Genomic DNA, 24,906 nt, shown 5'->3' with positions numbered 1-24,906 from the left:
AGCATCGGTGCGATGGAGCAGACATCCCGGCCGCCGCGTCGGTCCGACCGGCGACCCGGTCTGAGCGTGGGCCGGGTGCTCGGGGTGCCGCTGCACCTCAACGCCTCGATGCTCCTGCTCGCCGTGCTGGTCGCCGTGCTCTACGCCGAGTTCGCCCGCCGGCAACTGGACCTGCCGCAGGTCAGCGGCTATCTGATCGGCTTCGGGTTCGTGGTGTCACTGCTCGGCTCGGTGCTGCTGCACGAGCTGGGTCACGCGCTCACCGCCCGCCGCTACGGCATCGGTGTGCGCGGGATCACCCTGGAACTGCTCGGCGGGTACACCGAGATGGACCGGGACGCCCCGACACCCAAGGTCGACCTGCTGGTGTCGCTGGCCGGCCCGGCGGTCTCCGCGGTGCTCGGCGTCCTCGCGGTCGCCGCCACCCTGGCCCTGCCCCCGGGCACCGTGGCCCACCAGCTCGCCTTCCAGCTCGCCCTGAGCAACGTCATCGTCGCGCTGTTCAACATCCTCCCCGGGCTGCCGCTGGACGGCGGGCGTGCCCTGCGCGCCGCCGTGTGGGGCCTGACCCGCGACCGGCACCGCGGCACCGAGGTCGCCGGCTGGGCGGGCCGCGTCGTCGCCGTCGGCACCGCCGCCCTGGTCGGACTACTGACCCTGACCGACTTTCTGGCGCCGGTGGCGCTGCCGCTGATGCTGCTGGTCGCCGTCACGCTCTGGCGCGGCGCCGGGCAGTCGATCCGCGCCGCGCGGGTCAGCCGGCGGTTCCCGCTTATCGACCTGTCCCGACTGGCGCGGCCGATCTGGCCGGTGCCCACCGGCACGCCGCTGTCCGAGGCCCAGCGCCGCCGCGCCGAGGGCGGGCAGCCCACCGCCGCGCTGCTGGTCACCGACTCCACCGGCCACCCCGTGGCGCTGGTCGACCCGGCCGCCGCCGCGGCCGTCCCCGCCGAGCGCCGCCCCTGGCTGGCGGTGGACGCCGTCGCCCGCGCACTGGCCGGGCTCCCCACCCTCCCGGTCGGGCTGGACGGCGAACGGGTGATGGAGGCCGTGCAGACCCACCCGGGCGCGCAGTACGTGGTGACGTCAGGCGAAGATGTCGTCGGCATTCTGCACATCGGGGACCTGGCACAGCTCCTCGAACCCAACCGGAAGATGACATCGTGACCGCAACTCCCTCCACCGTCGCCGCCGACCCCGCCAGCCCGGCGCTGACACCCGTGCACCGTGGCCCGTTCCGGCCCGGCGACCGGGTGCAGCTGACCGACCCCAAGGGGCGGATGCACACCGTGACGCTGGAGCCCGGCAAGGAGTTCCACACCCACCGCGGCATCCTGGCCCACGACGCGCTGATCGGGCTGCCCGACGGCAGCGTGGTGACCACCTCCGGCGGCGGCACCGCCTTCCTGGCGCTGCGCCCGCTGCTCTCGGACTACGTGCTGTCCATGCCGCGCGGCGCCCAGGTGATCTACCCGAAGGACTCGGCGCAGATCGTCGCGATGGGCGACATCTTCCCCGGCGCGAAGGTCCTCGAGGCCGGCGCCGGCTCCGGCGCGCTCAGCTGCTCGCTGCTGCGCGCGGTCGGCACCGAGGGGGAGTTGCACTCGTTCGAGCTGCGCGACGACTTCGCCCAGATCGCCAAGCGCAACGTCGAGGCGTTCTTCAACGGGCCGCACCCCTCCTGGCACCTGCACGTCGGCGACGTCGCACAGTGCCAGGAGACCGGCTTCGACCGGATCATCCTGGACATGCTCACCCCCTGGGAGACCCTCGACATGGTCGAGCGGGCGCTGGTGCCCGGCGGCGTGTTCATCGGCTACGTGGCCACCACCCCCCAGCTCTCCGAACTCGTCGAGGCGCTGCGTGAGCGCGGCGGCTGGACCGAGCCCCGCGCCTGGGAGTCGCTGGTGCGCGACTGGCACGCCGAGGGCCTCGCCGTCCGCCCCGACCACCGGATGATCGCGCACACCGCGTTCCTGGTCTCCGCGCGCAAGCTCGCCCCGGGCGTCACCGCGCCGCCGCGCCGCCGCAAGCCCAGCAAGGGCACCGAGGCGTACGCGCAGCGCCGGCAGGACCTGCGCGAGGCCGAGGCGGCCCGGCAGGCGGCCGCTGTCCGGGCCGCCGGCGCGCAGCCCGACGCGACGGGGGAGATGGACAGGCCGTGACCATCGGCGAGCGGGGGGAGGCGGCGGCATGAGCCGACCGGGTTACGGCGGCGGCGACCTGCCCGCCGTGTTTCCGGACTGGTCGCCCTACCAGGACCTGGAGTCGGCGGCGCGGGCCTATCTGCGCGACCCGGACGTCGCCCTGGAGGCGCTCGGCGGGGTGCTGCGCGGCGCCTCGGTGCTCGGCTTCACCCTGGAACGCTTCGTCAACGAGGTCAACGGCGTGTGGCAGGAGGTCGTCGTCTGCGACGGCAGCCGGCTGATCCTCTGGCACGGCGAGGACGTGCCGCCGGGGGAGGGGCCGCCGGGGTCGATGACGTCGTCCCTGCGGGTCGTGCCGGTCTCCACGGTCACCGAGGTGGGCTGCCGGCGGCGGCTCAACCGCTCGGACAGCGGCGAGATCCGAGTCGACAGCATCGACGTCTACCTGCTGCTCACCTCGTTGGACGAGGCCCCGCCGAGCGAGGAGATGGCGGGTACGCCCCGGCACGACGCGCTGCGCTTCGGCAAGACCCTCGACGACGGCGGCGCCGGGCAGATCGCCCGGTTGGAGGAGTTCGCCCGGCTGGTGGCGTCGGTGGTCGGCCGCCCGATGCTCTGAGCCGCCCCAGGGTCGGATCGAGCCGGCGTCGCGCGGACCGCGCGACGCCGGCGCCCGGCTCAGTCGTCCTCGGCGTCCGGGCCGGCGACCTCGACGCCGTCGCCACGCACCACGTGGATGCAGTCGCCCGGGCACTCCTTCGCGGAGTCGATCACTTCGAGGCGCAGGTGCGCGGGCACGTCCACCCGGCTGCCCGGCGCCATCCGCAGCTCACCGTCGACGCCCTTGACGTACGCCAGGCCGTCGATGTCGAACTCGAACACCTCCGGCGCGTACTGCACGCAGAGCCCGTCACCCGTGCAGAGATCCTGGTCCACCCAGACCTGCAACTGGTCGGTCGCGACCTCGGCCACCGGTGCACCCCCCATGTTCTCCCGTACCAGCCTCCGACGGTACCCGAACGCCCGTACCGGCCCGCCAGGCCACCCTTGGCGATCAAGGTTCGGTGACGAGGGTGTTGCGTGGGACCGAATCGGGCTCATAGCGGCTAGTGTTAGGTCAGAACGTTCAAGCCCCCCGGGGAGGTGGGACGTGGCAGCACGCAGCGACGACGCGGACTCGCGCGCCGCACGGTGGGAGAAGGAAGCCCACGATCTCTCCACGCAGGTCGCGTTCCTTCAGGAGGAACTCGCCCTGGTGCGGCGGAAGTTGACCGAAAGCCCCCGACACGTCCGGCAGCTCGAAGAGCGGCTGGCGGCCACCCAGGCACAGTTGGCGCGGCTGACCGAGAACAACGACCGGCTGGTGAGCACCCTCAAGGAGGCTCGCACGCAGATCGTCACGCTCAAGGAGGAGATCGACCGGCTCGCGCAGCCGCCGAGTGGCTACGGAGTCTTCCTGGCCAAGCACGACGACGGGACGGTGGACGTCTTCACCGGCGGCCGCAAGCTGCGGGTCGCCGTCTCGCCCTCACTGGACGTGGACGAACTGCGCCGCGGCCAGGAGGTCCTGCTCAACGACGCGCTCAACATCGTCGACGCGTTCGGGTACGAGCGGGTCGGTGAGGTCGTGATGCTCAAGGAGATCCTGGAGGGACCGAACGGCGGGCCGGGCGACCGGGCGCTGGTGGTCTCCCACTCCGACGAGGAGCGCATCGTGCACCTCGCCGAGACGCTCATCGGCTCGGCGATCCGGGCCGGCGACTCGCTCATGATCGAGCCCCGCTCGGCGTACGCGTACGAGCGGATCCCGAAGAGCGAGGTCGAGGAGCTGGTCCTGGAGGAGGTGCCCGACGTCGACTACGGCGACATCGGTGGCCTCCAGTCGCAGATCGAGCAGATCCGCGACGCGGTGGAGCTGCCGTTCCTGCACGCGGACCTGTTCCGCGAGCACCAGCTCCGCCCGCCCAAGGGCATCCTGCTCTACGGCCCGCCCGGCTGCGGCAAGACGCTGATCGCCAAGGCGGTGGCCAACTCGCTGGCCAAGAAGATCGCCGAGCGCCAGGGCAAGGAGAAGCACACCAGCTTCTTCCTCAACATCAAGGGCCCGGAGCTGCTCAACAAGTACGTCGGCGAGACCGAGCGGCACATCCGGCTGATCTTTCAGCGGGCTCGGGAGAAGGCCGGCGAGGGCACCCCGGTGATCGTGTTCTTCGACGAGATGGACTCGATCTTCCGGACCCGCGGCTCCGGCGTCTCCTCCGACGTGGAGAACACGATCGTCCCGCAGCTGCTCAGTGAGATCGACGGCGTGGAGGGCCTGGAGAACGTCATCGTCATCGGCGCCTCCAACCGGGAAGACATGATCGACCCGGCGATCCTGCGCCCCGGTCGGCTCGACGTGAAAATCAAGATCGAGCGACCGGACGCCGAGGCGGCGAAGGACATCTTCTCCAAGTACATCCTCTCCGGGCTCCCGCTGCACCCGGACGACCTCGCCGAACACGGAGCCGACCCCCAGGCCACCGTCGCCGCGATGATCGACGCCGTGGTGCTGCGGATGTACTCCGAAACCGAGGAGAACCGCTTCCTCGAAGTCACCTACGCCAACGGTGACAAGGAAGTCCTCTACTTCAAGGACTTCAACTCCGGCGCGATGATCCAGAACATCGTCGACCGGAGCAAGAAGATGGCCATCAAGGAGTTCCTCACCTCCGGTCGCAAGGGCCTGCGCCTGCAGCACCTGCTCGACGCCTGTGTCGACGAGTTCCGCGAGAACGAGGACCTGCCCAACACCACCAACCCCGACGACTGGGCCCGCATCTCCGGCAAGAAGGGCGAGCGGATCGTCTACATCCGCACGCTCGTCTCCGGCGGCAAGGGCGCCGAGGCCGGCCGGTCCATCGAGACCGCCAGCAACACCGGCCAGTACCTCTGACGGTGACACCACCGGGGCCCGGGACGCGACGCGTCCCGGGCCCCGCCCGTACCACCGGCACGTCGCCGGCATCCCACACGAGCCCCACCTGACCCGGTACGCTGTGGCGCCCCACCCTCCGACTTCCCGAGGATCCGCGTGCCGTCCGAGCTGACCGTCACCGACCCACCGGCACCTCCCGCGGTCAACCCGGACACCCCGCCGCCCGCCCGCCCCCACCGCCGGCTGCTCATCGCGCTGGCGGCAGCCTGGCTGGTTCCCGCGGTGGCGTACCCCCTGCACCTCGCCTGGCTGCTGCCCCCGCTCGTGCTGCTGGCCACCGCCAGCCTGCTGCGCGGCGGCCGCACCCTGCTCGACCGGCTCATGCTCGCCGTGCTGCTGCTCGTCGGCGCCACCACCATCGCCGGTCTGCTCTTCTCGGTCTGGCCCTGGGGGCTGCACCCCGTCGCGGTCACCGGCGCCGCGCTGACGGCGCTCACTCTCATCGCGGCGGCCACCGGTAGACGTCCCACCCTGCCTCGCCCCGGCTGGACCGACCTGCTGCCGATCGTCGCCACCGTCGCCACCGTCGGCTACCTCACCCTGCCCTGGCTGCGCGCCTCCACCCTCGCCGGACGCCTCAGCCTGCTCGCCCTCGGCGAGGACAACTTCCGCCACGTCGCCCTCGTCGACGCCATCGGCCGGCACGGCGGGTACGTCTTCCTCGACCCGGCCGGTTCCCGGGACGACATCGTCTCGTTGCTCGTCCGCTATCCGCAGGGCTGGCATTTCACCACCGCGCTCCTCGACGCGCACCTGCGCTCGGCCACCGGCACGCCCAGCGGGGTCAGCAGCCTCACCCACTACGGATGGTGGTGCTTCGCCACCCTCGGCCTCCTCGTGCTCACGCTGTTCTGGGCCGCCCAGCGACTGTCCGGTCCGCAGCACCCGCTGCACCGGGTCGTCCTGACCATCGTCGTCGGCGCCCTCGTCCTCGGCAGCCAACTGCCCCGCCTGCTGATCGCCGGCTACCCCAGCGAGGTGCTCGGGCTCGCCCTCGCCGTCGGGCTGACCGCGCTTGTCGTACGCCCCCTCGCCGGCAACCGGGAACAACTCGTCCTGCTCGGGGCTCTGCTCACCGGAATCGGCTTCACCTACTACCTGTACCTCCCCCCGGCCGGGCTGCTCGTGCTCGGCTGGCTCATCGCGCACCGCCGCGAGCTGACCCAGGTCCGCCGTACGCTGCTCGGCGTCGGCCTGCTCACCGCGCTTCTCGCCCCGCTGCCCCTGCTGCTCGGCATCCTCGGCGCCGGCCAGACCGAAGCGCTCGACGCGAAAGCCGGCCCGGAACTCGCCGAGGCGTGGCACGCCCTGCTCGGCCTCACCCCGATCGTGCTGATCGGCCTGGTGATCCAGGCCCGCCGCGCCGACCGCGCCTGGCGCCGTCACCTCGCGGCCGTGCTGGTGGCCGTCGGGTTCGCCCTCGCCATCGCCCTGGCCAACATCGTCGCCGGCGTCCAGCCCGCCTACTACTTCATGAAGGGCACACACCTCGCCCTCGTCGGACTGATCGTCGGCACCGCCGCCCTGGTCCGGCTGCTGCCCGTCCCGTCCGGCGGCGAGCGCGGTGTCCGCGCCGCCGCGATCCCCGCGCTCGCCGCCGCCCTGGCCGTGCTCACCGTCGTGACCCTCTGCGGGCTCACCGGTTGGCGCGGCAGCGTGCTCGTGGTCGACAAGCAGAGCTGGACCCAGCTGTGGGTCCGGCACAGCGTCGACAAACCGTCGAGAGTGGCCCAGGTCTGCGCCGCCGCGTACCGCCGTCATCCCGTCCGACCGGGCACCGTCACCGTCGTGCTGGACCGGGGCGGCTACCGCGGCTACGTCGAGTCGATCTGCCTCTCCGCCCTGCAGGGCACCACCGCGCAGACGGAACGGGCCATCTATCTGCCGATGTTCGAGGAACCGGAGCGCACCCGCAAGATCCTGCGCGGCGCGCGCGGCCCGATCCGGCTGCTGATCAGCGACCCGTCCGCGCAGCGACGCGTCGACAAGCTGCTGACCAGGTACCCCGAGCTGCGCCCCCGGGTCACCACCGTGCCAATGATCATCAAGTACTGAACGCGGCGGGCGGGCCACGGGCCGACACCCGTAACCCGCCCACGCCGCCGTGCCCCCGTCCCCGAACAGTCGGACTACGCTCGACGTGACGGGGGACCGGGTCGGGCGAGCGAAGCGGGTAGGTCGATGAGCGTGAGACGGATCATGGGCACCGAGGTCGAGTACGGCATCTCCGTGCCCGGCCAGGCCGGAGCCAACCCGATGGTCACCTCGTCCCAGGTGGTCAACGCCTACGGGGCCCGGCCCGAGCTCAACCGGGGCGGGCGTGCCCGCTGGGACTACGAGGAGGAGTCGCCGCTGCGCGACGCCCGCGGCTTCACGTACTCCGGGGCCGCGTACGACCCCGCCGAGGCTCTCGCCGACGAGGACCTCGGCCTGGCCAACGTGATACTCACCAACGGCGCACGCCTCTACGTGGACCACGCCCACCCCGAATACTCCACACCCGAGGTCACCACCCCCCGCGACATCGTGCGCTGGGACAAGGCCGGCGAGCGGGTCATGGCCGAGGCGTCCCGCCGGGCCGCCACCATCCCCGGCAGCCAGCCGATCCACCTCTACAAGAACAACACCGACAACAAGGGCGCCAGCTACGGCGCCCACGAGAACTACCTGATGCGCCGGCAGACCCCGTTCGCCGACATCGTGGCGTACCTGACGCCGTTCTTCGTGACCCGGCAGATCGTCTGCGGCGCCGGCCGCGTCGGCATCGGGCAGGACGGCGGGCAGAGCGGCTTCCAGATCTCCCAGCGCGCCGACTTCTTCGAGGTCGAGGTCGGCCTGGAAACCACCCTCAAGCGGCCGATCATCAACACCCGCGACGAGCCGCACGCCGACGCCGACAAGTACCGCCGGCTGCACGTCATCATCGGCGACGCCAACCTCTCCGAGATCTCCACCTACCTCAAGGTGGGCACTACCGCGCTGATCCTCACCATGATCGAGGAGAAGGCGCTCGGCCCCGACCTCGGCATCGCCGACCCGGTCAGCGAACTGCGCGCGGTCAGCCACGACCCCTCGCTCACGCACCTCATGAGGCTGCGCGACGGCCGCCGGCTGACCGCCCTGGACGTGCAGTGGGCGTACCTGGAGCGGGTGCGGTCCTTTGTCGACGACCGCTACGGCACCGACGTCGACGAGCAGACCGCCGACGTGCTGGACCGCTGGGAGGACGTGCTGGACCGGCTCGGCCGCGACCCGATGCTCTGCGCCGACGAGCTGGACTGGGTGGCCAAGCTGCGGCTGCTGGAGGGCTACCGGGAGCGGGAGAAGCTCGGCTGGGGCTCGCACAAGCTCCAACTCGTCGACCTGCAGTACTCCGACGTACGCCCGGAGAAGGGCCTCTACAACCGGCTGGTCTCCCGCGGGGCGATGAAGACGCTGCTCACCGACGAGGAGACCCGCAGCGCCATGACCGAGCCCCCGGAGGACACCCGGGCCTACTTCCGTGGCCGCTGCCTTGCCCAGTACGCCTCCGAGGTGGTCGCCGCGAGCTGGGACTCGGTGATCTTCGACGTGGGCCGCGAGTCGCTGGTCCGGGTGCCGATGATGGAGCCGGAGCGGGGCACCCGCGCCCACGTCGGCGCCCTGTTCGACCGCTGCGCCAGCGCCAAGGACCTCCTGGAGACGCTGACCGGCGGCTGAACGCGGCCCCGAAAGCCCGCTGTGCGCCGCAAGCCGGCGCGCAGCGGGCTTTTCGTCGTCCGAGCGAGGTAAGTTCATCGCAGACGATCGTGGAGGAGGCAGCAATGGCCACTCATGACAGCGGCGGCCAGTCGCAGTCCGGCAAGTCCCGCCAGGGCGAGGAGATCGAGGACGTCACCACGGAGGCCAACCCCGAGGTGGCTGAGCGGCACGCCGAGATCACCGAGGACGTCGACGACCTGCTCGACGAGATCGACTCCGTCCTCGAAGAAAACGCAGAGGAATTCGTCAGGGGCTATGTCCAAAAAGGGGGTGAATGATACTATATGTCCGATTCGTCGGACCGTTCCGAGAAGGCGTGTCCGCAGTGCAACAGAGTGCTGGCCAGCACGGAATTCCACCGTGACCGGCGGAGGAAGGACGGGCTGGCCTTTTACTGCAAGGTCTGCGCCGCTGCACGGTCGGAGACGAGCCGTCGCAAGCGCGGTGTCGCCCCCCAGCGAAGGTCACCCACCCCTGTCGGTGAAGGCCTCAAGTGGTGTCCCGACTGTGAGCAGATCAAGCCCCTGAACGACTTTCCCACCACCTCGACCAAGACCAGTGGTCGACACAGCTACTGCAAACCCTGCCACAACGCCCGCGGAAAAGAGACGGCGCAGCGACTCTACGGTGGGACACGCGAGTACCACCTGCGGCAGCGCTACGGCATCGGGGAGAAGGAGTTTCAGGAGCTCCTGGCCGAGCAGGGCGGGGTCTGCGCGATCTGTGGCGGCGCGGACCCGCAACATCTGGACCACGATCATCGCACCGGGTGGGTGCGCGGGATACTCTGCTTCAACTGCAACGGTGGTCTTGGCCAGTTCCGTGACAGTCCTACGAGGCTGGCCAGGGCGATCACGTACCTGAGAGGAACCACGTGGCAGCGGGCTTTGATCCATCCGGGCGTCTACCAGATGTGTTCACCAACGCGGGGACGTCCTCCTTCACCACGTTTCTGAGCCGGGTGGCGCCCGAGATGCTGCCCGGTCGTCGGCCGCTGCCGCCGGGCATGGCCGCCGACCTGGCGCCGCACGCGACCACCATCGTGGCGATCTCGGCCGCCGGTGGCGTGGTGATGGCCGGCGACCGACGGGCCACCATGGGCAACCTGATCGCCCAGCGCGACATCGAGAAGGTGCACCCTGCCGACGCGTACTCGCTGGTCGGCATCGCGGGCACCGCGGGCATCGGCATCGAGCTGATGCGACTGTTCCAGGTGGAGCTGGAGCACTACGAGAAGATCGAGGGCGCGATGCTCTCGCTCGACGGCAAGGCCAACCGGCTGGCGTCGATGATCCGGGGCAACCTGGGCGCGGCCATGCAGGGCCTCGCCGTGGTGCCGCTGTTCGCCGGCTTCGACCTGGCCGCCGCCGACCCGGCTCGGGCGGGGCGGATCTTCAGCTTCGACGTGACGGGTGGCCCGTACGAGGAGACCGGGTACGACGCGATCGGCTCCGGCTCGCTCTTCGCGAAGTCGGCGCTGAAGAAGCGTTTCCGGGCGGGCCTGTCCGTGGACGACGCGACCCGGCTCGCGGTCGAGGCGCTCTACGACGCGGCCGACGACGACACCGCGACCGGCGGACCGGACCTGACCCGCCGGATCTATCCGGTGGTGATGACCGCTACCGCCGAGGGCACCCGCCGGTTGACCGACACCGAGACGGCGGCGATCGCCGAGGGTGTGGTCGCCGGCCGGATGGAGAACCCGGGCGGATGAGCCCCGTCCACCCCCACCAGTCCGCAGTCGTCAGCACAGCGCCGTAAGGAGAACCGCCGCCGTGGCCATGCAGTTCTACGCCTCGCCCGAACAGATCATGCGCGACCGCTCCGAGCTGGCCCGCAAGGGCATCGCTCGGGGTCGCAGCGCCGTGGTCCTGAGCTACTCCGGCGGGGTGCTCTTCGTCGCGGAGAACCTCTCCAGCGCCCTGCACAAGGTCAGCGAAATCTACGACCGGATCGGCTTCGCCGCCGTCGGTCGGTACAACGAGTTCGAGAACCTGCGCCGGGCCGGGGTGCGAATGGCCGATCTGAACGGCCTGAGCTACGACCGGCGTGACGTCACCGGGCGGGCGCTTGCCAACGCGTTCGCGCAGACGCTCGGCGCGATCTTCACCGAGCAGTCGAAGCCGTTCGAGGTGGAGATCTGCGTTGCGGAGGTCGGGGCGACTCCGGACGACGACGAGCTGTACCGGCTCACCTATGACGGGTCGGTCAACGACGAGCCGGGCCGGATGGCCATGGGTGGTCAGGCCGAGGCGATCACCGGTGTGCTGAAGTCGCAGCACCGGGCGGACATGTCCCTCGGTGAGGCGGCCCGGGTGGCGGTGCAGGCGTTGAGCACCGTCGGTGGTGAGGGCGGCGCGGCCCGCACGATCGCCGCGAACCAGCTCGAGGTTGCGGTGCTGGACCGCCAGCGGGTGGGTCGTACGTTCCGCCGGATCACGGGCGCGGCGCTGACGGCGCTGCTGGACGGCGATGTCGCGGCAGCGGAGGAGCCGGCCGAGGCGGGCGGGCCGGACACGCCGGCGCAGCCGACCACGGAGGCGCACAAGCCGACGACGTCGGCGGGCTCCGCAGACCTGGAGGACAAGCCGGCGGACGGCAAGTAGGACGGGTCATGTCGGCGGGCGGCCAGTTCCCGGGCCGCCGCCCGGCCCGGCCGCGGGTCCTGTGCCGCGGGCGGGCCGGTACGTCGGCCGCTGGCGATACGCAGCGGGCGTGGGCGGCGCGGGGTCAGAGCCCTCCGGTCACCCCGGGCGTGACGGCCTCGCGGTGCGGGACGTCGGTGGGGGTCGTGCCGCTGGCGCGGGTGCCGCGCAGCAGGGCGGCCATCGTCGCGGCGACCACCACGGAGCCGATGGCGTAGCCGAGCTCGACCCGTAGCGCGGTGGCGACCGGGGCGAGGGTGGCGACGACCAGCGCGGCCACGCCGACGGCCCAGGCGACGGCCTGCGCCCGGTGCCGGTCGAGGGCGAGCAGCGCCTGGCCGAGGACCATCGCCCAGAGGTAGGCGAGGGTGGCTGCCGCGAGCCAGGCGAAGTCGCCGTGGCCGAGGACGTCGGGCGCGTCGAACAGGGTCTGCACCAGCCACGGGCCGAGCAGGACGGCGAGCACGGCGCCGGTGAGGCCGAGCGCGGTGACGACGCCCAGGGCCCGGCGCAGGAGGCCGTTGAAGGCGGTGCGGTCGCCGGTGGTGGCGGAGGTGGCGAGACCCGGGAGCAGGGACGCCTGCAGCGACGCGAAGACGAACAGCGGGATCCGGACCAGCACCAGCGCGGAGAGCAGGGCGCCGGCGGTGGCCACGTCGGACGGGTCCAGCACCTTGACGTTGATCACGCCGATGTTGACGACGACCTGGGAGAGCAGGCTGGACGCGATGAGCAGACCGAGGCCGCGCAGGAACGAGGCCCAGGCGACGGGGACGCCGCCGCCGATGACCCGCAGGACCGGTGGGGCGGTGACCGCCACGCCGATCAGCGGCGCGGCGATCAGCACCGCGCCGAACCAGACGGGGGAGGTGACGCCGGTCAGACCGAGCAGGGCGACCAGGACGATGCGCAGGCCGCCGTCGACGCCGAGCTGGGCGCCGTACCAGGGGAACAGTTGCAGGCCGGAGAGCACGCCGCGGGTGGTGTGTGCGACGGCGAGCGCGGCGAGCGACCCGATCAGCACGGTGACCATGTCGTTGTCACCGGCGAAGAGCCGGTCGGCGAGCGGCGCCCGGGCGATGACGATCAGCGCGACGATGGCTATGAGCAGACCGAGGGCCAGGGCGGCCCCCCGGGCCAGCACGGGCCCGGGGGTGAGGCCCTGACTGTGCCGGCCGGCGACGAGGCGGGCGACCTCCTGCTCGACGGGCATGAACAGGCCGATGCCGAGCGTGAAGACGATCGTCCAGAGCGCCGCGAGCGACGAGTAGTCCGCCTCGGTGAGGCTGTGCCCGGCGACGGCCAGGTGGACGTAGGAGGCGAGCCCCAGCAGGGCCAGGCCGGCGCCGACGGCGACGGTCCCCGGTGGGACGAGACTCAGGAGCCGGCGGATCACCGGCGAATGAGCGCCAACGTGAGCACGGCGAAGGCGCGACCGAGGTAGATCATGGCCTTGGCCGGGGAGTGGCTGGGAGTGCCCGCCATCCGCTTGCGCATGGCCACCGGCACCTGGCGGATGGTGTAGCCCCGCCGGGCGGTGTGCACCAGCGTCTCGACCGTGTCGCCCAGGTACTCCACCGGGTACCAGGTGGCGAACATGTCGATCACCCGGCGGTTGGCGGCCCGGAAGCCGGAGGTGGTGTCGGTGAGCTTGGTGCGGGCGACACGCGAGAGGACGCCGGAGAGCATGACCATGGCCCAGCGGCGGGGGCCGCGGACGCTGTAGTCGCCCTCGCCGGCGAACCGGGCGCCGATCACCAGGTCGGTCTCGTCGAGCAGGTCGACGAGCTTCGGCACGTACCGGGGGTCGTGCTGGCCGTCGGCGTCGATCTGGATGGCCACGTCGTAGTCGTGGTCGCGGGCGTACCGGTAGCCCAGGCGCATGGCGCCGCCGACGCCGAGGTTGTACGGCAGCTTGGCGACCCGGGCGCCGGCCGCCGCGGCGACGGCGGCGGTGCGGTCGGTGGAGCCGTCGTCGACGACGAGCACGTCGACGCCGGGCAGTTCGCCGCGGACCTCGCCGACGACGTCGGCGATCGAGCCGGACTCGTTGAGCGCGGGGATGATGATCAGGACCCGCTTGCCGTTAACCATCGTGCGACACCAGTTCGTCTCGGGCCGCCCGGTCCGCGTCGATCTCGGCGCGCAGGAGGGCGAAGTCTTCTGCCAGGGTGCGGGTCTCTTCCTCCAGGGCGCTGACCTCCCAGCTGAGGTGCACGCAGACCAGCAGGAGGAAGACGATGCCGAGGAAGAGCACGAGGCTCACGCCGGACTGGACGCCGAGCAGCTCGGCGACGTTGTCCAGCAGGCGGGGGAAGAGCGACAGCGGAATGACGATCACCAGGACGCCGAGCCAGAGCATGCCGTACTTCTCGCGGAGCTGCCGGCGGCGCAGCAGCTCGACGATCGTGGCCAGCAATATCAGGCCGGTCAAGCCGGTGACGAGGGTGAGCTTCATGCGACCTTCCACGGGGCGGGTGGAGCGGCGGAGGCGAACGCGGCGGCCAGGGTGGTGTGCCAGCCCGTGAGGGGTGGCAGACCCGCGGCGGCCCAACGGCCGTGCCCTAGCACACTGTACGCCGATCGGGGGATGGAACGGGGGAACCGATCGTTGGTGATCGCCCGGGTCATGCGGTCGGCGCCGCCTTCAGCGGCTCCCACCAGGCCCGGTTGTCGCGGTACCACTGCACGGTCTGCGCCAGACCGTCGGTGAGGTCGATGCTCGGGGCGTACCCCAGCTCTTGGTTAATTTTGGTGATGTCCAGCGAGTAGCGGCGGTCGTGGCCCTTGCGGTCGGTCACCGGGACGACCCGGTCCCAGCCGGCGCCGCAGGCTTCCAGCAGCAGACCGGTCAGCTCCTTGTTGGTCAGCTCGGTGCCGCCGCCGATGTTGTAGACCTCGCCGGCGCGGCCCTTCTGCTGGACCAGCGCGATGCCCCGGCAGTGGTCGTGCACGTGCAGCCAGTCGCGGATGTTGCCGCCGTCGCCGTAGAGCGGAACGGTGCCGCCGTCGAGCAGGTTGGAGACGAACAGCGGGATTACCTTCTCGGGGAACTGGTACGGCCCGTAGTTGTTGGAGCAGCGGGTGACCACCACGTCCATGCCGTGGGTGCGGTGGTAGGCCAGGGCGAGCAGGTCGGAGCCGGCCTTCGAGGCCGAGTACGGCGAGTTCGGCGCGAGGGGCCAGGTCTCCGTCCAGGAGCCCTCGTCGATCGACCCGTACACCTCGTCGGTCGACACGTGCACGAAGCGGCCGGTGCCGTGGCGCAGCGCCGCGTCCAGCAGCGTCTGGGTGCCGAGCACGTTGGTGGTGACGAACGGCGCGGCTCCGGCGATCGAGCGGTCGACGTGCGATTCCGCCGCGAAGTGCACGATCACGTCGTGCTCGGCGACCACCTCGTCGACCACACCGGGGTCGCAGATGTCGCCCTGCACGAAGCGCAGCCGCGGGTCGTCGCGCACCGGGTCGAGGTTCGCCAGGTTGCCCGAGTAGGTGAGCTTGTCGAGCACGGTCACGCTGGCGGGGTCGACCGCGGGCACGCCCGAGGCGGTGCCACCAGGCACGCCCAGCAGCATGCGGACGTACTCTGAACCGATGAATCCGGCACCGCCGGTGACGAGGATCCTCACGGGTCCAGGAGTGTACGCGAAGCGGTGGGCCGGCTGTCGGCGGCGACCACCGACATGCCGACGGGCTGGTAGCGGCTAAGCTCCCCCGGTGCGCGGAATCCTACTCGCCGGCGGCACCGGTTCCCGGCTCTGGCCGATCACCCGGGCAGTGTCCAAGCAACTGATGCCGGTCTTCGACAAGCCGATGATCTACTACCCCCTCTCCACCCTGGTGATGTCCGGGGTGCGGGAGATCCTGGTGATCACCACACCGGAGGACCAGGACCAGTTCCGCCGGTTGCTCGGCGACGGCAGCCAGTTCGGGCTGCGGCTGGAGTACGTCACGCAGGCCCGCCCGGAGGGCATCGCCCAGGCGTTCGTGCTGGGCGCGGACTTCATCGGTGACGAGTCGGTGGCGCTGATCCTCGGCGACAACATCTTCCACGGCGTCGGCCTGGGTCGGCAGCTCGCCGCCCACGGCGACCTGGTCGGCGGCCGGGTGTTCGCGTACCCGGTGGCCAACCCGCAGGAGTACGGGGTGGTGGACTTCGACGCCGAGGGGCGGGTGCTCTCGATCGAGGAGAAGCCGGCCCGGCCGAAGTCCCGCTACGCGGTGCCCGGTCTGTACTTCTACGACAACCGGGTGGTCGACATCGCCGCCAAGCTCACCCCGAGCGCTCGCGGCGAGCTGGAGATCACGGCGGTCAACGAGACGTACCGGGAGACCGGCGAGCTGTCCGTCACCCTGCTCGACCGGGGCACGGCCTGGCTGGACACCGGCACGTTCGCCTCGATGATGCAGGCCGGCGAGTTCGTCCGGGTGATCGAGGAGCGGCAGGGCCTGAAGATCGGCTGTGTCGAGGAGGTGGCCTGGCGGGCCGGCCTCATCGACGACGATCAGCTGCGCGCGCTCGCCGAACCGCTGGTCAAGAGCGGCTACGGCGACTACCTGTTCGGGCTGCTGGCCGAGAAGAACGAAGCGCGGGTGGGCCGATGAAGATCCGGGAGCTGGGCATCGAGGGCGCCTGGGAGATCACCCCCCAGCAGCACGGCGACCCGCGCGGCATGTTCATGGAGTGGTACCGCTTCGACCACCTCGCCGAGGCGGTGGGGCACCCGCTGCGGCTCGCCCAGGCCAACCTGTCGGTCTCGGCGCGCGGCGTGGTGCGCGGCGTCCACTTCGCCGACGTGCCGCCCGGGCAGGCCAAGTACGTGACGTGTGTGCGGGGCGCGGTCCTGGACGTGATCGTGGACCTGCGGGTGGGCTCGCCGACCTTCGGCCGGTGGGAGGGCGTCCGGCTGGACGACACCGACCGGCGGGCGGTCTACCTCAGCGAAGGGCTGGGGCACGGCTTCTGCGCGCTGACCGACGACGCGACGTTGAGCTACCTGTGCTCGGCCACGTACAACCCGACCGGCGAGCACGCGGTGCACCCGCTGGACGAGGAGCTGGGCATCGACTGGCCCGCCGACGTCCCGCTGCTGTCCGCGCGCGACGACGCAGCACCGACTTTGGCGCAGGCCCGCGAGCGCGGCCTGCTGCCGGAGTACGACGCCTGCCGGCAGTTCGTGGCGAGCCTCGGGCCGGACGGAATGTCGCACTCAGCCGGTATGTGACCACCCCCGAGGCACGACCTGTGGTGTGACAGTGACGAACCGGGCCTCCGGGCGGCTAATGTCACACCATGGAGCGGCGAATCTTCGGCCTCGAGACCGAGTACGGCGTCACCTGTACCTATCGCGGGCAGCGGCGGCTGTCCCCGGACGAGGTCGCGCGGTATCTGTTCCGTCGCGTCGTGTCCTGGGGCCGGTCGAGCAACGTGTTCCTGCGCAACGGGGCCCGTCTCTACCTGGACGTCGGGTCGCATCCGGAGTACGCGACACCGGAGTGCGACTCGGTGACCGACCTGGTGGCCCACGACCGGGCCGGCGAGCGGATCCTGGAGGGGCTGCTCGTCGACGCGGAGAAGCGGCTGCACGACGAGGGCATCGCAGGTGAGATCTACCTGTTCAAGAACAACACCGACTCGGCCGGCAACTCGTACGGCTGCCACGAGAACTACCTGGTCTCGCGGCACGGCGAGTTTGGCCGGCTCGCTGACGTGCTCATCCCGTTCCTGGTCACCCGGCAGTTGATCTGTGGGGCCGGCAAGGTCCTGCAGACTCCGCGTGGCGCGGTCTACTGCCTGTCCCAGCGAGCCGAGCACATCTGGGAGGGCGTCTCCTCGGCGACGACCCGCAGCCGACCGATCATCAACACCCGCGACGAGCCGCACGCCGACGCCGAGCGCTACCGGCGCCTGCACGTGATCGTCGGCGACTCGAACATGAACGAGGTCACCACGCTGCTCAAGGTCGGCACCGCCGACATCGTGCTGCGGATGATCGAGGCCGGGGTCGTCATGCGGGACCTGTCGCTGGAGAACCCGATCCGGGCGATCCGCGAGGTGTCGCACGACATCACCGGCCGGCGCAAGGTGCGGCTGGCCTCCGGCAAGGAGGTCAGCGCGCTGGACATCCAGCAGGAGTACCTGGCCAAGGCCACCGAGTTCGTCGAGCGCCGCGGTGGCGACCAGGCCGCCAAGCGGGTCGTCGAGCTGTGGGGCCGGGTGCTCAACGCGGTGGAGAGCGGTGACCTGGAGCCGGTCTCGCGCGAGATCGACTGGGTCAGCAAGCTGCGGCTGATCGAGCGCTACCAGCGCAAGCACGACCTGCCGCTGTCGCACCCCCGGGTGGCGCAGATGGACCTGGCGTACCACGACGTGCGCCGTGGGCGGGGCCTCTACGGGCTGCTGGAGCGTCGCGGCGAGGTGGACCGGGTGGCCACCGACCCGGAGATCTTCGAGGCCAAGGAGACCCCGCCGCAGACCACACGGGCGCGGCTGCGCGGCGAGTTCATCCGGCACGCCCAGGAGAAGCGGCGCGACTTCACCGTCGACTGGGTGCACCTGAAGCTCAACGACCAGGCGCAGCGCACCGTGCTCTGCAAGGACCCGTTCCGAGCGTACGACGAGCGGGTGGAGCGGTTGATCGCCAGCATGTGACGGGTGTGCCGGCCCCGGCGGTGGTGTGCCGCCGACGGGGCCGGCCGGCCCGGTAGGCTGGGCGCGCCATGACGACTTCTGAACCATCCGACCGTTCCGAGCGCTCCGGGCGCGGCACCGAGCGGCAGAACTGGGTCGAACGCCGGCGGGAGAAGATCCGCGCCGAGATCGACCGCAACCGGCGCGGTGAGTACACCGTGCCGACGTGGGTGCTGGCCCTGGCGCTGGTGCTCATCGTGGGCGGCTGGCTCGCCCTGATCTTCCTCGCCTGATCCCGCCCCGCGCTGTCGCGCGAGCGGTGTTCCGTTGCTGACCCACCCGCGCTGTCGCGGGAGCGGTGTTCGTCGGTGACCCTCCGGGGCCAGAGGGTGGCCCGGCCGGGTCGCGTCGACGGGTACCCGCCGACGTCGCCGTCGCGGGCGGGTCCGCCCGCCCACCGCGCCGACGACACCCGGACGCGACGACGCGGGAGGCGATCATGGACGACGACCGGACGGTGCCGCAGCCGGAACGCCGTGGGGGAGGCTGGCAGGATTCCGGGCCGCGCGACGTGGTCCGGGACCGGCAGAACCCCGATCTGCTGACCCCGCCGAGCACGGACGCGGGGACACTGCCCAACCTGCGGTTCTCGTTCTCCGACGCGCACACCCGCGTGCAGGGCGGCGGTTGGACCCGCGAGGTGACCGTACGGGAGCTGCCGGTCGCCACCGAGCTCAGCGGCGTGGACATGGCGCTGGAACCGGGCGGGTACCGGGAGCTGCACTGGCACAAGCAGTCCGAGTGGGCGTACGTGTCGCGCGGCAGCGCCCGGATCAGCGCCGTCGACCAGGAGGGCCGCAACTTCCTCGACGACGTACGCGCCGGTGACCTGTGGTTCTTTCCGCAGGGGGTGCCGCACCACATCCAGGCGCTCGACGAGGGCGTGGAGTTCCTGCTCGTCTTCGACGACGGCGCGTTCACCGAGAACAGCACGTTCCTGATCAGCGACTTCTTCGCGCACACCCCGAAGGACGTGCTGGCCAAGAACTTCGGGTGGCGACCCGAGCAGCTCGACTCGATCCCGGAGCGGGAGAAGTACATCTTCGCGGGGCAGGTGCCGCCGCCGCTGGACCGTGACAAGGTGGTCAGCCCGAGCGGGGACGTACCCCGCAGCCTGAGCCACCGGCTGCTCGCGCAGCAGCCGCAGCGGTTTGCGGGCGGCCAGGTCCGCATCGCCGACGTCACCCAGTTCCCGGCGGCCACCGCGATCTGCGCCGCGCTGGTCGAGGTCGATCCGGGCGGGATGCGCGAGCTGCACTGGCACCCGACCGACGACGAGTGGCAGTACTACCTCTCCGGCCACGGCCGGATGGGCGTGTTCGCCAGTCAGGGCGTGGCGGGCACCTTCGACATGCGCTCGGGTGACGTCGGGTACGTGCCGTTCGCCTACGGCCACTACATCGAGAACCTCGGCACCGAGCCGCTGGTCTTCCTGGAGATGTTCCGCAAGCCCCGGTTCGAGTCCGTCTCGCTGACCCAGTGGATGGCGAACACCCCGGCCCAGGTCAGCGCGGACACCCTCAACCTTCCCCGAGAGCTGATCGAAGCCCTACCAAGAGACCAACGCCCGGTGATCCGCTAACCCAGGCCCCCGCGCCCGCCGCCGAGCGGGGTCGGGGTTGGGGGGTCAGGGGAGGAGGGTGGTGGCGTGGCGGCCGGCTGCGGCGGCGGACACGAAGTAGGCGTGGTCGGCGTCGAGGTTGCGGCCCATCGTGGACAGCGGCACGGCGCTGGCGCGCAGCGCGGCGTCCAGGCCGGCGGTGGGCACTCGGACGATCCGGTGTCGGGCCGTCAGCGGCGCCAGCGCCGCGTCGACCTCGGCCGCGAGGGCCGGGTCCAGGTCGTCGGGCACCACCAGCTCTGCCGGGGCGAGGGCCACCCGGCCGTACGCGGTGAGGCTGTGGTGCGACACGCCCCGGTGTCGGGGGCGGGGGTCGGCGTCGGAGATGCGCAGTGAGCCGACCGGCCGGCCGCCGAGCGTGGCGATCGCGTTGACGGCCTCGCCGACGGCGACGCCGGAGAAACCCCACCGGGTGCCGGTGCCCAGGTTGCCGGGCCCCTGGGCCACGATGGCCACGTCCGCGTCCAGCACGTGGCGGGCGGCGAGCAGGCCGCCGTGCAGGGTGGTGGCCTCCAGGTCGCCGCCGAACGCCTGCCCGACGGTGATCGTCCCGGCCAGCTCGTCGCGCAGCCCGGCGAGCGTGCGGGAGAACCAGGCCGGCAACGCCCCGCCGTCGGTGAGCAGGTACGCCACCCGGGCGTGCGGGGCCTCGGCCCGGATGCCGGCCAGAATCGCCGGCAGCGCCGAGTGCAGGTCGGCGGTGACCACCGGCATCCCACCCAGGTCGTCGGCGTCGGCCAGCAGGGCGCGGTGCGGGCTGGCCTCCTCGTCGACGCCGAGCAGGATCGGCTGCAACGGGGTGTAGCGGGCCTTGACCAGGTGCCCGGCGTCGCGGGTGTCACCGGCGTCCGGCGGGTCCGGCGGCAGCCGGTCCGGCAGGGCCACCACGAGGGCGTACCCGCCGGTGCCCAACCCCATCAGCAGCGCACCGGCGTTGAGCAGCACCCGGTCACCCGGCTCGGGCGTGCCGACCAGCTCGGGATAGGCCAGCGCCCGCATGCGCGTGCCGTCGGGCAGGTCGACGTCGAGTTCCACCGCCCCGGTCCACTGCCGCCGCAGCGCCGCCACCGTCCCCGTCCGCCATCGCACCATGACGGGCACGCTAGCCGCGCGGACCAGCCGGCCCGCGCTCGGGTGGGCCCGCCCCTCAGGTGGGGTCGGGCTCGCCGCCGGCGTCGGCGCTCGGCCTGGCCTGGGTGTCGCGCGCCTGCCCGGCGGCTCCGGGCAGCGAGCGGGTCGGGTCGAGGAAGACGTAGCGGATTTCCGGGTACCGGCCGGTGAGCCGCCGCTCGGCTTCGTCGGCGGTGGCCTCGATGGCCGCGCCGGTGGCCTCGTCACGGAAGTCGACCTTCGCGGCGACGAGGATGTCGTCCGGGCCGAGCTGCATCGTCAGCAGGGTGTCGATGCGCTCGACCTCGGGCAGCCCGGCCAGGTCGCGTTCGATCTCGCGGCGCAGCCGCTCCGGGACGGCCCGGCCGACCAGCAGCGACAGGTTGTTGCTGGCCAGGATCCCGGCGACGGTCAGCAGCAGCAACCCGATCAGGATCGACGCGATGCCGTCCCACACCTCGTCGCCGGTGGCCTGGGACAGGCCGACGCCGAGCGCGGCCAGCAGCAGGCCGATCAGGGCCGCGCTGTCCTCCAGGAAGACCGCCTTGACGGTGGTGTCGGCGGTCAGTCGCAGGAACCGGCGGGGTGTGGTGTCCCAGCGCTGGGACTCGCGGCGGACCTGCCGCACGGCCCGGGCCAGCGAGATCGACTCGATGACGAACGACACCGCGAGGACGATGTACGAGATCAGATAGTTGCCGCTGTGCTCGTGCACGAGGATGGTGGTGACACCATGGGTGACGGCGAAGCCGGCGCCGGCCACGAAGGTGAACATGGCGGCGAAGAACGCCCAGACGTAGCTCTCCTTGCCGTACCCGAAGGGGTGTCGTTGGTCGGCCGGGCGGGCCCCGCGGCGCAGCGCCTGGAACAGCAGCACCTCGGTGGTCGTGTCGGCGACCGAGTGCGCCGCCTCGGAGAGCATCGCGGCCGACCCGGAGATCAGCCCGGCGACCAGCTTGGCGATCGCGATGGCGAGGTTGGCGGCGCCCGCGACGACCACGGTGCCGACGCTCTCGCTCTCGGTCCTCATCTCGCCCTGCGACATGAGGGCAACACTATGGCCGCGGGCGGCGACGCGCCGGGGGAGGGGTCCGATCCGAACAAGTGTGCGGCACGCCCGCGTGGGTGCACGCCTGCGCCGCGTCGGCTGCTAGCGTCTACCCGTGTCGCGGACCCGCACCGAACGCCTGGTCAACCTGGTGATCTGCCTCCTGTCCACGCGACGGTTCCTGACCGCCGCGCAGATCGCCGCGACCGTGCCCGGCTACGAGCACGACCCCGACGACGCGCGCGACCACGAGGCGTTCCAGCGCAAGTTCGAGCGGGACAAGGCCGAGCTGCGCGAGCTGGGCGTGCCGCTGGAGACCGGCACGGCCAGTGTCTTCGACGCCGAGCCGGCCTACCGCATCGCCCACCGTGAGTACGCGCTGCCCGACATCCCCCTGGAGCCCGACGAGGCCGCCGCGGTCGGCATCGCCGCTCGTCTGTGGCAGCACGCCGGGCTGGCCGCCGCCGCGTCGTCCGGGCTGGCCAAGCTGCGCGCCGCCGGGGTGGACGTCGACCCGCAGGCCACCCTCGGCCTGGAGCCGATGGTCACCGTCGATCCCGCGTTCGCGCCGCTGACCGCCGCCGCGCGGGACCGCCGCGAGGTCGGGTTCGACTACCGGGTGCCCGACCGGGACGCCCCCAGCCGCCGCCGGCTGCAACCGTGGGGCGTGGTCTGCTGGCGCGGGCGGTGGTACGTGGTCGGCCACGACCTGGACCGCGCGGCGACCCGCTGCTTCCGCCTGTCCCGGGTGGTCGGCGCGGTCCGGGTGACCGGCGCACCCGGCGCGTACGAGCCGCCGGCCGGCGTCGACCTGATCAGCCACGTGGCCCGGTGGTCCGGGCCGGTGGAGCGCACCGGCCGGGCAACCGTGCTGGCGGCGTCCGGGCGGGCCGCCGGCCTGCGCCGCTGGGCGGTGGAGGTGACCGCCGGGCCGGACGGCGACCAGCTGGTCCTGCCGTACGCCGACCCGGACTCTCTGGCCGGCCAGCTCGTCGGGTACGGCCCGGACGTGCGGGTGCTCGACCCGCCGGAGGTCCGCGAAGCGGTCATCCAGCGACTCAAGGAGATCGCCGTCCGGCACGACGAGCTGACCGTCTCCGGGGGTGCCCGGTGACCCGCCCGGCCGCGCGCGGCGGTTCCCGCGCCTCCGCCGACCGACTGGCGCGGCTGCTCAACCTGGTTCCCTACCTGCTGGCCCGGCCCGGCATCGAGATCGCCGAGGCGGCCGGTGACCTGGGCGTCACCGAACGACAGCTCCGGGAGGACCTGGAGCTGCTGTGGGTGTGCGGGCTGCCCGGTTACGGCCCCGGTGACCTGATCGACATGGCGTTCGACGGCGACCGGGTGACCATCACCTACGACGCCGGCATCGACCGGCCGCTGCGGCTCACCCCCGACGAGGCCCTCGCGCTCGTGGTGGCGCTGCGGATGCTCGCCGAGACCCCAGGCGTGGCCAACCGGGAGGCCATCGAGCGGGCCCTCGCGAAGATCGAGGACGCCGCCGGTGACCTGGTGGGCGCACCGGTCGCGGTCCGGCTGCCCGGGGACACCCGGCGGGTCGAGGCGCTGCGCTCGGCCGTGGAGGGCGGAAAGGCGCTGCGGATCACCTACTACACGGCGGCCCGGGACGAGACCACCGAGCGCGTCGTCGACCCGCTGCGGATGCTGATGGTCGGCGGCCGGGCGTACGTGGAGGCGTGGTGCCGGCGCGCGGAGGCGGTCCGGCTGTTCCGGGCCGACCGGATCGACGCGATCACCGAGCTGGACGAGCCGGCCACCGTCCCGCCGCAGGCTGTCCCGCACGACCTCACCGAGGGTGTCTTCCGGCCGTCGCCCGACCTGCCGCTGATCACACTGCGGATCGGGCGGGGCGAGCGGTGGATCACCGAGTACTACCCGTGCGAGCGGGTCGAGGCCGGCGACGGCGACCAGTGGCTCGTCTCGCTGCGGGTGACCGACCTGGGCTGGGCGCGGCGGTTCGTGCTGGGCCTCGGCCCGGACGTCACAGTGGTCGCCCCGGTCGAGCTGGCCGAACAGGTCCGGGCGACAGCCGCCGCCGCGCTCGACGCGTACGCCGTGCCGGCGGCTGTTCCCCGGCGTGCGCCGGCCGATTCCGTGCCGGCCGGCGTGCCGTCGGGCGATCCGGCGGTGGCCGCCCGCACCCAGTAGGCTGACCGGCGTGCTGATCTGGATCGTGCTCGCGGTGGTGCTGCTCCCGCTCGTGGCGCTCGCGCTGGCCGTCCGCCCGGTGCTGAGCCGGCTGCCCCAGCTGCGCCGCGCCGCGGTGGCGTTGCAGCGGCGGGCCACCGAGGCGGAGGCGCTCCGGGAGACCGCCGAGGCGTTGCAGCAGCGCGCCGAGGGTGTCCAGCGCCAGCTCGACACCGCCCAGCAGCGACTCGCCGTGATCAAGGCCAAGCGCGGCTGACCGACCTCTGCCGGCCACCGTCGTCCCCCGGCCGGGTGGCGATGGTTGACTGATCATCGCGGTTGGTCAAGACTTCACCGGCCGGGCCCTGATCATCATCCCCGGCCTGTGGCATTCGGTCCATCCACACGTACGATGGGCTGCGTACCGCCCCCGGACACAGAGCGACTGGAGCTTCTCATGGGTGCCCTCAAGCCGTGGCACATCGCAGTTCTCGTGGTTGTGCTGATCCTGCTCTTCGGTGCGAAGCGGCTTCCCGACGCGGCCCGCTCGCTGGGTCGCTCGCTGCGGATCATCAAGGCCGAGACCAAGAGCCTGCAGGACGACGACCGCGACCTGGCCGAGAAGGCCGACGCGCAGGCCGGCTACCAGCCGCTGCCGCCGCACGCCGGCCAGCAGGCGCCGTACGCCGGGCAGCCGCAGCAGGCGCCGTACCAGCAGGCGCCGGCGCAGCAGCCGGTCGTCGACCCGGTGCACCGCGTCCGCGACAACTGACCGAAG

At 71.9% G+C, this 24,906-nt stretch carries 26 protein-coding genes; 19 read left to right on the top strand and 7 right to left on the bottom strand.

Annotated features, from left to right (window positions below):
* Positions 1 to 108 precede the first annotated feature (108 nt).
* Genes ABZT87_RS27035 through ABZT87_RS27025 form a run of 3 tightly spaced genes read left to right on the top strand, consistent with a single transcriptional unit; the run spans position 109 to position 2,766 of the window.
* Positions 109 to 1,167 (top strand): site-2 protease family protein, encoded by a 1,059-nt coding sequence (locus ABZT87_RS27035; protein WP_354862398.1) that lies wholly within the window; start codon positions 109 to 111, stop codon positions 1,165 to 1,167.
* Positions 1,168 to 1,211: 44 nt separating this feature from the next.
* Positions 1,212 to 2,165, top strand: coding sequence for a tRNA (adenine-N1)-methyltransferase (locus ABZT87_RS27030; RefSeq protein ID WP_354862397.1), 954 nt, complete (start codon positions 1,212 to 1,214; stop codon positions 2,163 to 2,165).
* A 28-nt stretch (positions 2,166 to 2,193) separates the two neighbouring features.
* The gene (locus ABZT87_RS27025) at positions 2,194 to 2,766 is read left to right on the top strand and encodes a hypothetical protein (protein WP_007459901.1); all 573 of its coding nucleotides are present in this window, start codon (positions 2,194 to 2,196) and stop codon (positions 2,764 to 2,766) included.
* 59 nt (positions 2,767 to 2,825) lie between these two features.
* On the opposite strand, the gene ABZT87_RS27020 is transcribed toward ABZT87_RS27025, so the two are convergent.
* Positions 2,826 to 3,119 carry a ferredoxin gene (locus tag ABZT87_RS27020; RefSeq protein WP_039908212.1) on the bottom strand — a complete coding sequence of 98 codons (294 nt, stop codon included), beginning with the start codon at positions 3,117 to 3,119 and terminating at the stop codon, positions 2,826 to 2,828.
* 178 nt (positions 3,120 to 3,297) lie between these two features.
* Between ABZT87_RS27020 and arc the strand changes: the two genes are divergently transcribed.
* The 7 genes from arc (at position 3,298) to prcA (ending at position 11,471) form a co-directional block, all read left to right on the top strand.
* Entirely contained in the window at positions 3,298 to 5,082 is a 1,785-nt protein-coding gene (gene arc / locus ABZT87_RS27015) for a proteasome ATPase (protein ID WP_266242043.1), read from the top strand.
* A gap of 138 nt (positions 5,083 to 5,220) precedes the next feature.
* Complete coding sequence (locus ABZT87_RS27010; RefSeq protein WP_355139071.1) at positions 5,221 to 7,179, top strand: hypothetical protein; 1,959 nt, start codon at positions 5,221 to 5,223, stop codon at positions 7,177 to 7,179.
* 126 nt (positions 7,180 to 7,305) lie between these two features.
* Entirely contained in the window at positions 7,306 to 8,823 is a 1,518-nt protein-coding gene (dop, locus tag ABZT87_RS27005) for a depupylase/deamidase Dop (protein WP_354863300.1), read from the top strand.
* Positions 8,824 to 8,927: 104 nt separating this feature from the next.
* Positions 8,928 to 9,143: a ubiquitin-like protein Pup gene (locus ABZT87_RS27000; protein ID WP_088948111.1), complete on the top strand. Its 216-nt coding sequence runs from the start codon at positions 8,928 to 8,930 to the stop codon at positions 9,141 to 9,143.
* A gap of 6 nt (positions 9,144 to 9,149) precedes the next feature.
* Entirely contained in the window at positions 9,150 to 9,821 is a 672-nt protein-coding gene (locus tag ABZT87_RS26995) for an endonuclease VII domain-containing protein (protein ID WP_355139069.1), read from the top strand.
* A complete protein-coding gene (gene prcB, locus ABZT87_RS26990) occupies positions 9,740 to 10,579 on the top strand; it encodes a proteasome subunit beta (protein WP_234581940.1) in 840 nt (279 codons plus the stop codon). Before ABZT87_RS26995 ends, prcB begins: the two co-directional genes overlap by 82 nt.
* 61 nt (positions 10,580 to 10,640) lie before the next feature.
* The gene (gene prcA / locus ABZT87_RS26985; protein WP_354862553.1) at positions 10,641 to 11,471 is read left to right on the top strand and encodes a proteasome subunit alpha; all 831 of its coding nucleotides are present in this window, start codon (positions 10,641 to 10,643) and stop codon (positions 11,469 to 11,471) included.
* Positions 11,472 to 11,595: 124 nt separating this feature from the next.
* Here prcA and ABZT87_RS26980 read toward each other — a convergent pair whose 3' ends face one another.
* From ABZT87_RS26980 to rfbB, 4 genes are all read right to left on the bottom strand, one after another.
* On the bottom strand, positions 11,596 to 12,906 hold the full coding sequence (locus ABZT87_RS26980) for a polysaccharide biosynthesis protein (RefSeq protein WP_355139067.1): 1,311 nt from the start codon (positions 12,904 to 12,906) through the stop codon (positions 11,596 to 11,598).
* Positions 12,903 to 13,604, bottom strand: coding sequence for a glycosyltransferase family 2 protein (locus tag ABZT87_RS26975; RefSeq protein ID WP_007459917.1), 702 nt, complete (start codon positions 13,602 to 13,604; stop codon positions 12,903 to 12,905). Before ABZT87_RS26975 ends, ABZT87_RS26980 begins: the two co-directional genes overlap by 4 nt.
* Entirely contained in the window at positions 13,597 to 13,968 is a 372-nt protein-coding gene (locus ABZT87_RS26970; RefSeq protein ID WP_354862556.1) for a DUF2304 domain-containing protein, read from the bottom strand. Before ABZT87_RS26970 ends, ABZT87_RS26975 begins: the two co-directional genes overlap by 8 nt.
* Positions 13,969 to 14,137: 169 nt before the next feature.
* Positions 14,138 to 15,139 (bottom strand): dTDP-glucose 4,6-dehydratase, encoded by a 1,002-nt coding sequence (rfbB, locus tag ABZT87_RS26965; protein WP_355139065.1) that lies wholly within the window; start codon positions 15,137 to 15,139, stop codon positions 14,138 to 14,140.
* Positions 15,140 to 15,227: 88 nt separating this feature from the next.
* Between rfbB and rfbA the strand changes: the two genes are divergently transcribed.
* The 5 genes from rfbA (at position 15,228) to ABZT87_RS26940 (ending at position 19,783) form a co-directional block, all read left to right on the top strand.
* Complete coding sequence (rfbA, locus tag ABZT87_RS26960; RefSeq protein ID WP_355139063.1) at positions 15,228 to 16,115, top strand: glucose-1-phosphate thymidylyltransferase RfbA; 888 nt, start codon at positions 15,228 to 15,230, stop codon at positions 16,113 to 16,115.
* Positions 16,112 to 16,735, top strand: coding sequence for a dTDP-4-dehydrorhamnose 3,5-epimerase (rfbC, locus tag ABZT87_RS26955; protein ID WP_355139061.1), 624 nt, complete (start codon positions 16,112 to 16,114; stop codon positions 16,733 to 16,735). Before rfbA ends, rfbC begins: the two co-directional genes overlap by 4 nt.
* Positions 16,736 to 16,803: 68 nt before the next feature.
* Positions 16,804 to 18,162 carry a Pup--protein ligase gene (gene pafA, locus ABZT87_RS26950; RefSeq protein WP_234581936.1) on the top strand — a complete coding sequence of 453 codons (1,359 nt, stop codon included), beginning with the start codon at positions 16,804 to 16,806 and terminating at the stop codon, positions 18,160 to 18,162.
* Between the two features lie 68 nt (positions 18,163 to 18,230).
* Positions 18,231 to 18,434 (top strand): hypothetical protein, encoded by a 204-nt coding sequence (locus tag ABZT87_RS26945; RefSeq protein ID WP_355139059.1) that lies wholly within the window; start codon positions 18,231 to 18,233, stop codon positions 18,432 to 18,434.
* A gap of 206 nt (positions 18,435 to 18,640) precedes the next feature.
* Positions 18,641 to 19,783, top strand: coding sequence for a cupin domain-containing protein (locus tag ABZT87_RS26940; RefSeq protein WP_355139057.1), 1,143 nt, complete (start codon positions 18,641 to 18,643; stop codon positions 19,781 to 19,783).
* Positions 19,784 to 19,828: 45 nt separating this feature from the next.
* On the opposite strand, the gene ABZT87_RS26935 is transcribed toward ABZT87_RS26940, so the two are convergent.
* A complete protein-coding gene (locus ABZT87_RS26935; protein WP_355139055.1) occupies positions 19,829 to 20,914 on the bottom strand; it encodes a DUF3866 family protein in 1,086 nt (361 codons plus the stop codon).
* A gap of 55 nt (positions 20,915 to 20,969) precedes the next feature.
* Complete coding sequence (locus ABZT87_RS26930) at positions 20,970 to 21,977, bottom strand: cation diffusion facilitator family transporter (RefSeq protein WP_355139053.1); 1,008 nt, start codon at positions 21,975 to 21,977, stop codon at positions 20,970 to 20,972.
* A gap of 118 nt (positions 21,978 to 22,095) precedes the next feature.
* On the opposite strand from ABZT87_RS26930, the gene ABZT87_RS26925 reads away from it, so the two are divergent.
* The 4 genes from ABZT87_RS26925 (at position 22,096) to tatA (ending at position 24,900) form a co-directional block, all read left to right on the top strand.
* Positions 22,096 to 23,094, top strand: coding sequence for a WYL domain-containing protein (locus ABZT87_RS26925; protein WP_355139051.1), 999 nt, complete (start codon positions 22,096 to 22,098; stop codon positions 23,092 to 23,094).
* Positions 23,091 to 24,149 (top strand): YafY family protein, encoded by a 1,059-nt coding sequence (locus tag ABZT87_RS26920; RefSeq protein ID WP_354862724.1) that lies wholly within the window; start codon positions 23,091 to 23,093, stop codon positions 24,147 to 24,149. The genes ABZT87_RS26925 and ABZT87_RS26920 overlap by 4 nt, the downstream gene beginning before the upstream one ends.
* A 10-nt stretch (positions 24,150 to 24,159) precedes the next feature.
* Entirely contained in the window at positions 24,160 to 24,405 is a 246-nt protein-coding gene (locus ABZT87_RS26915) for a hypothetical protein (protein ID WP_354862726.1), read from the top strand.
* Positions 24,406 to 24,585: 180 nt separating this feature from the next.
* Positions 24,586 to 24,900, top strand: coding sequence for a Sec-independent protein translocase subunit TatA (gene tatA, locus ABZT87_RS26910; protein ID WP_007459946.1), 315 nt, complete (start codon positions 24,586 to 24,588; stop codon positions 24,898 to 24,900).
* Positions 24,901 to 24,906: the final 6 nt, after the last annotated feature.

The sequence above is a fragment of the Micromonospora sp. NPDC005237 genome (assembly GCF_040607775.1).
Lineage (GTDB): Bacteria > Actinomycetota > Actinomycetes > Mycobacteriales > Micromonosporaceae > Micromonospora.
The sequence above is the reverse complement of the archived record's forward strand: the minus strand, read 5'-3'. Positions and strand labels throughout refer to the sequence as shown.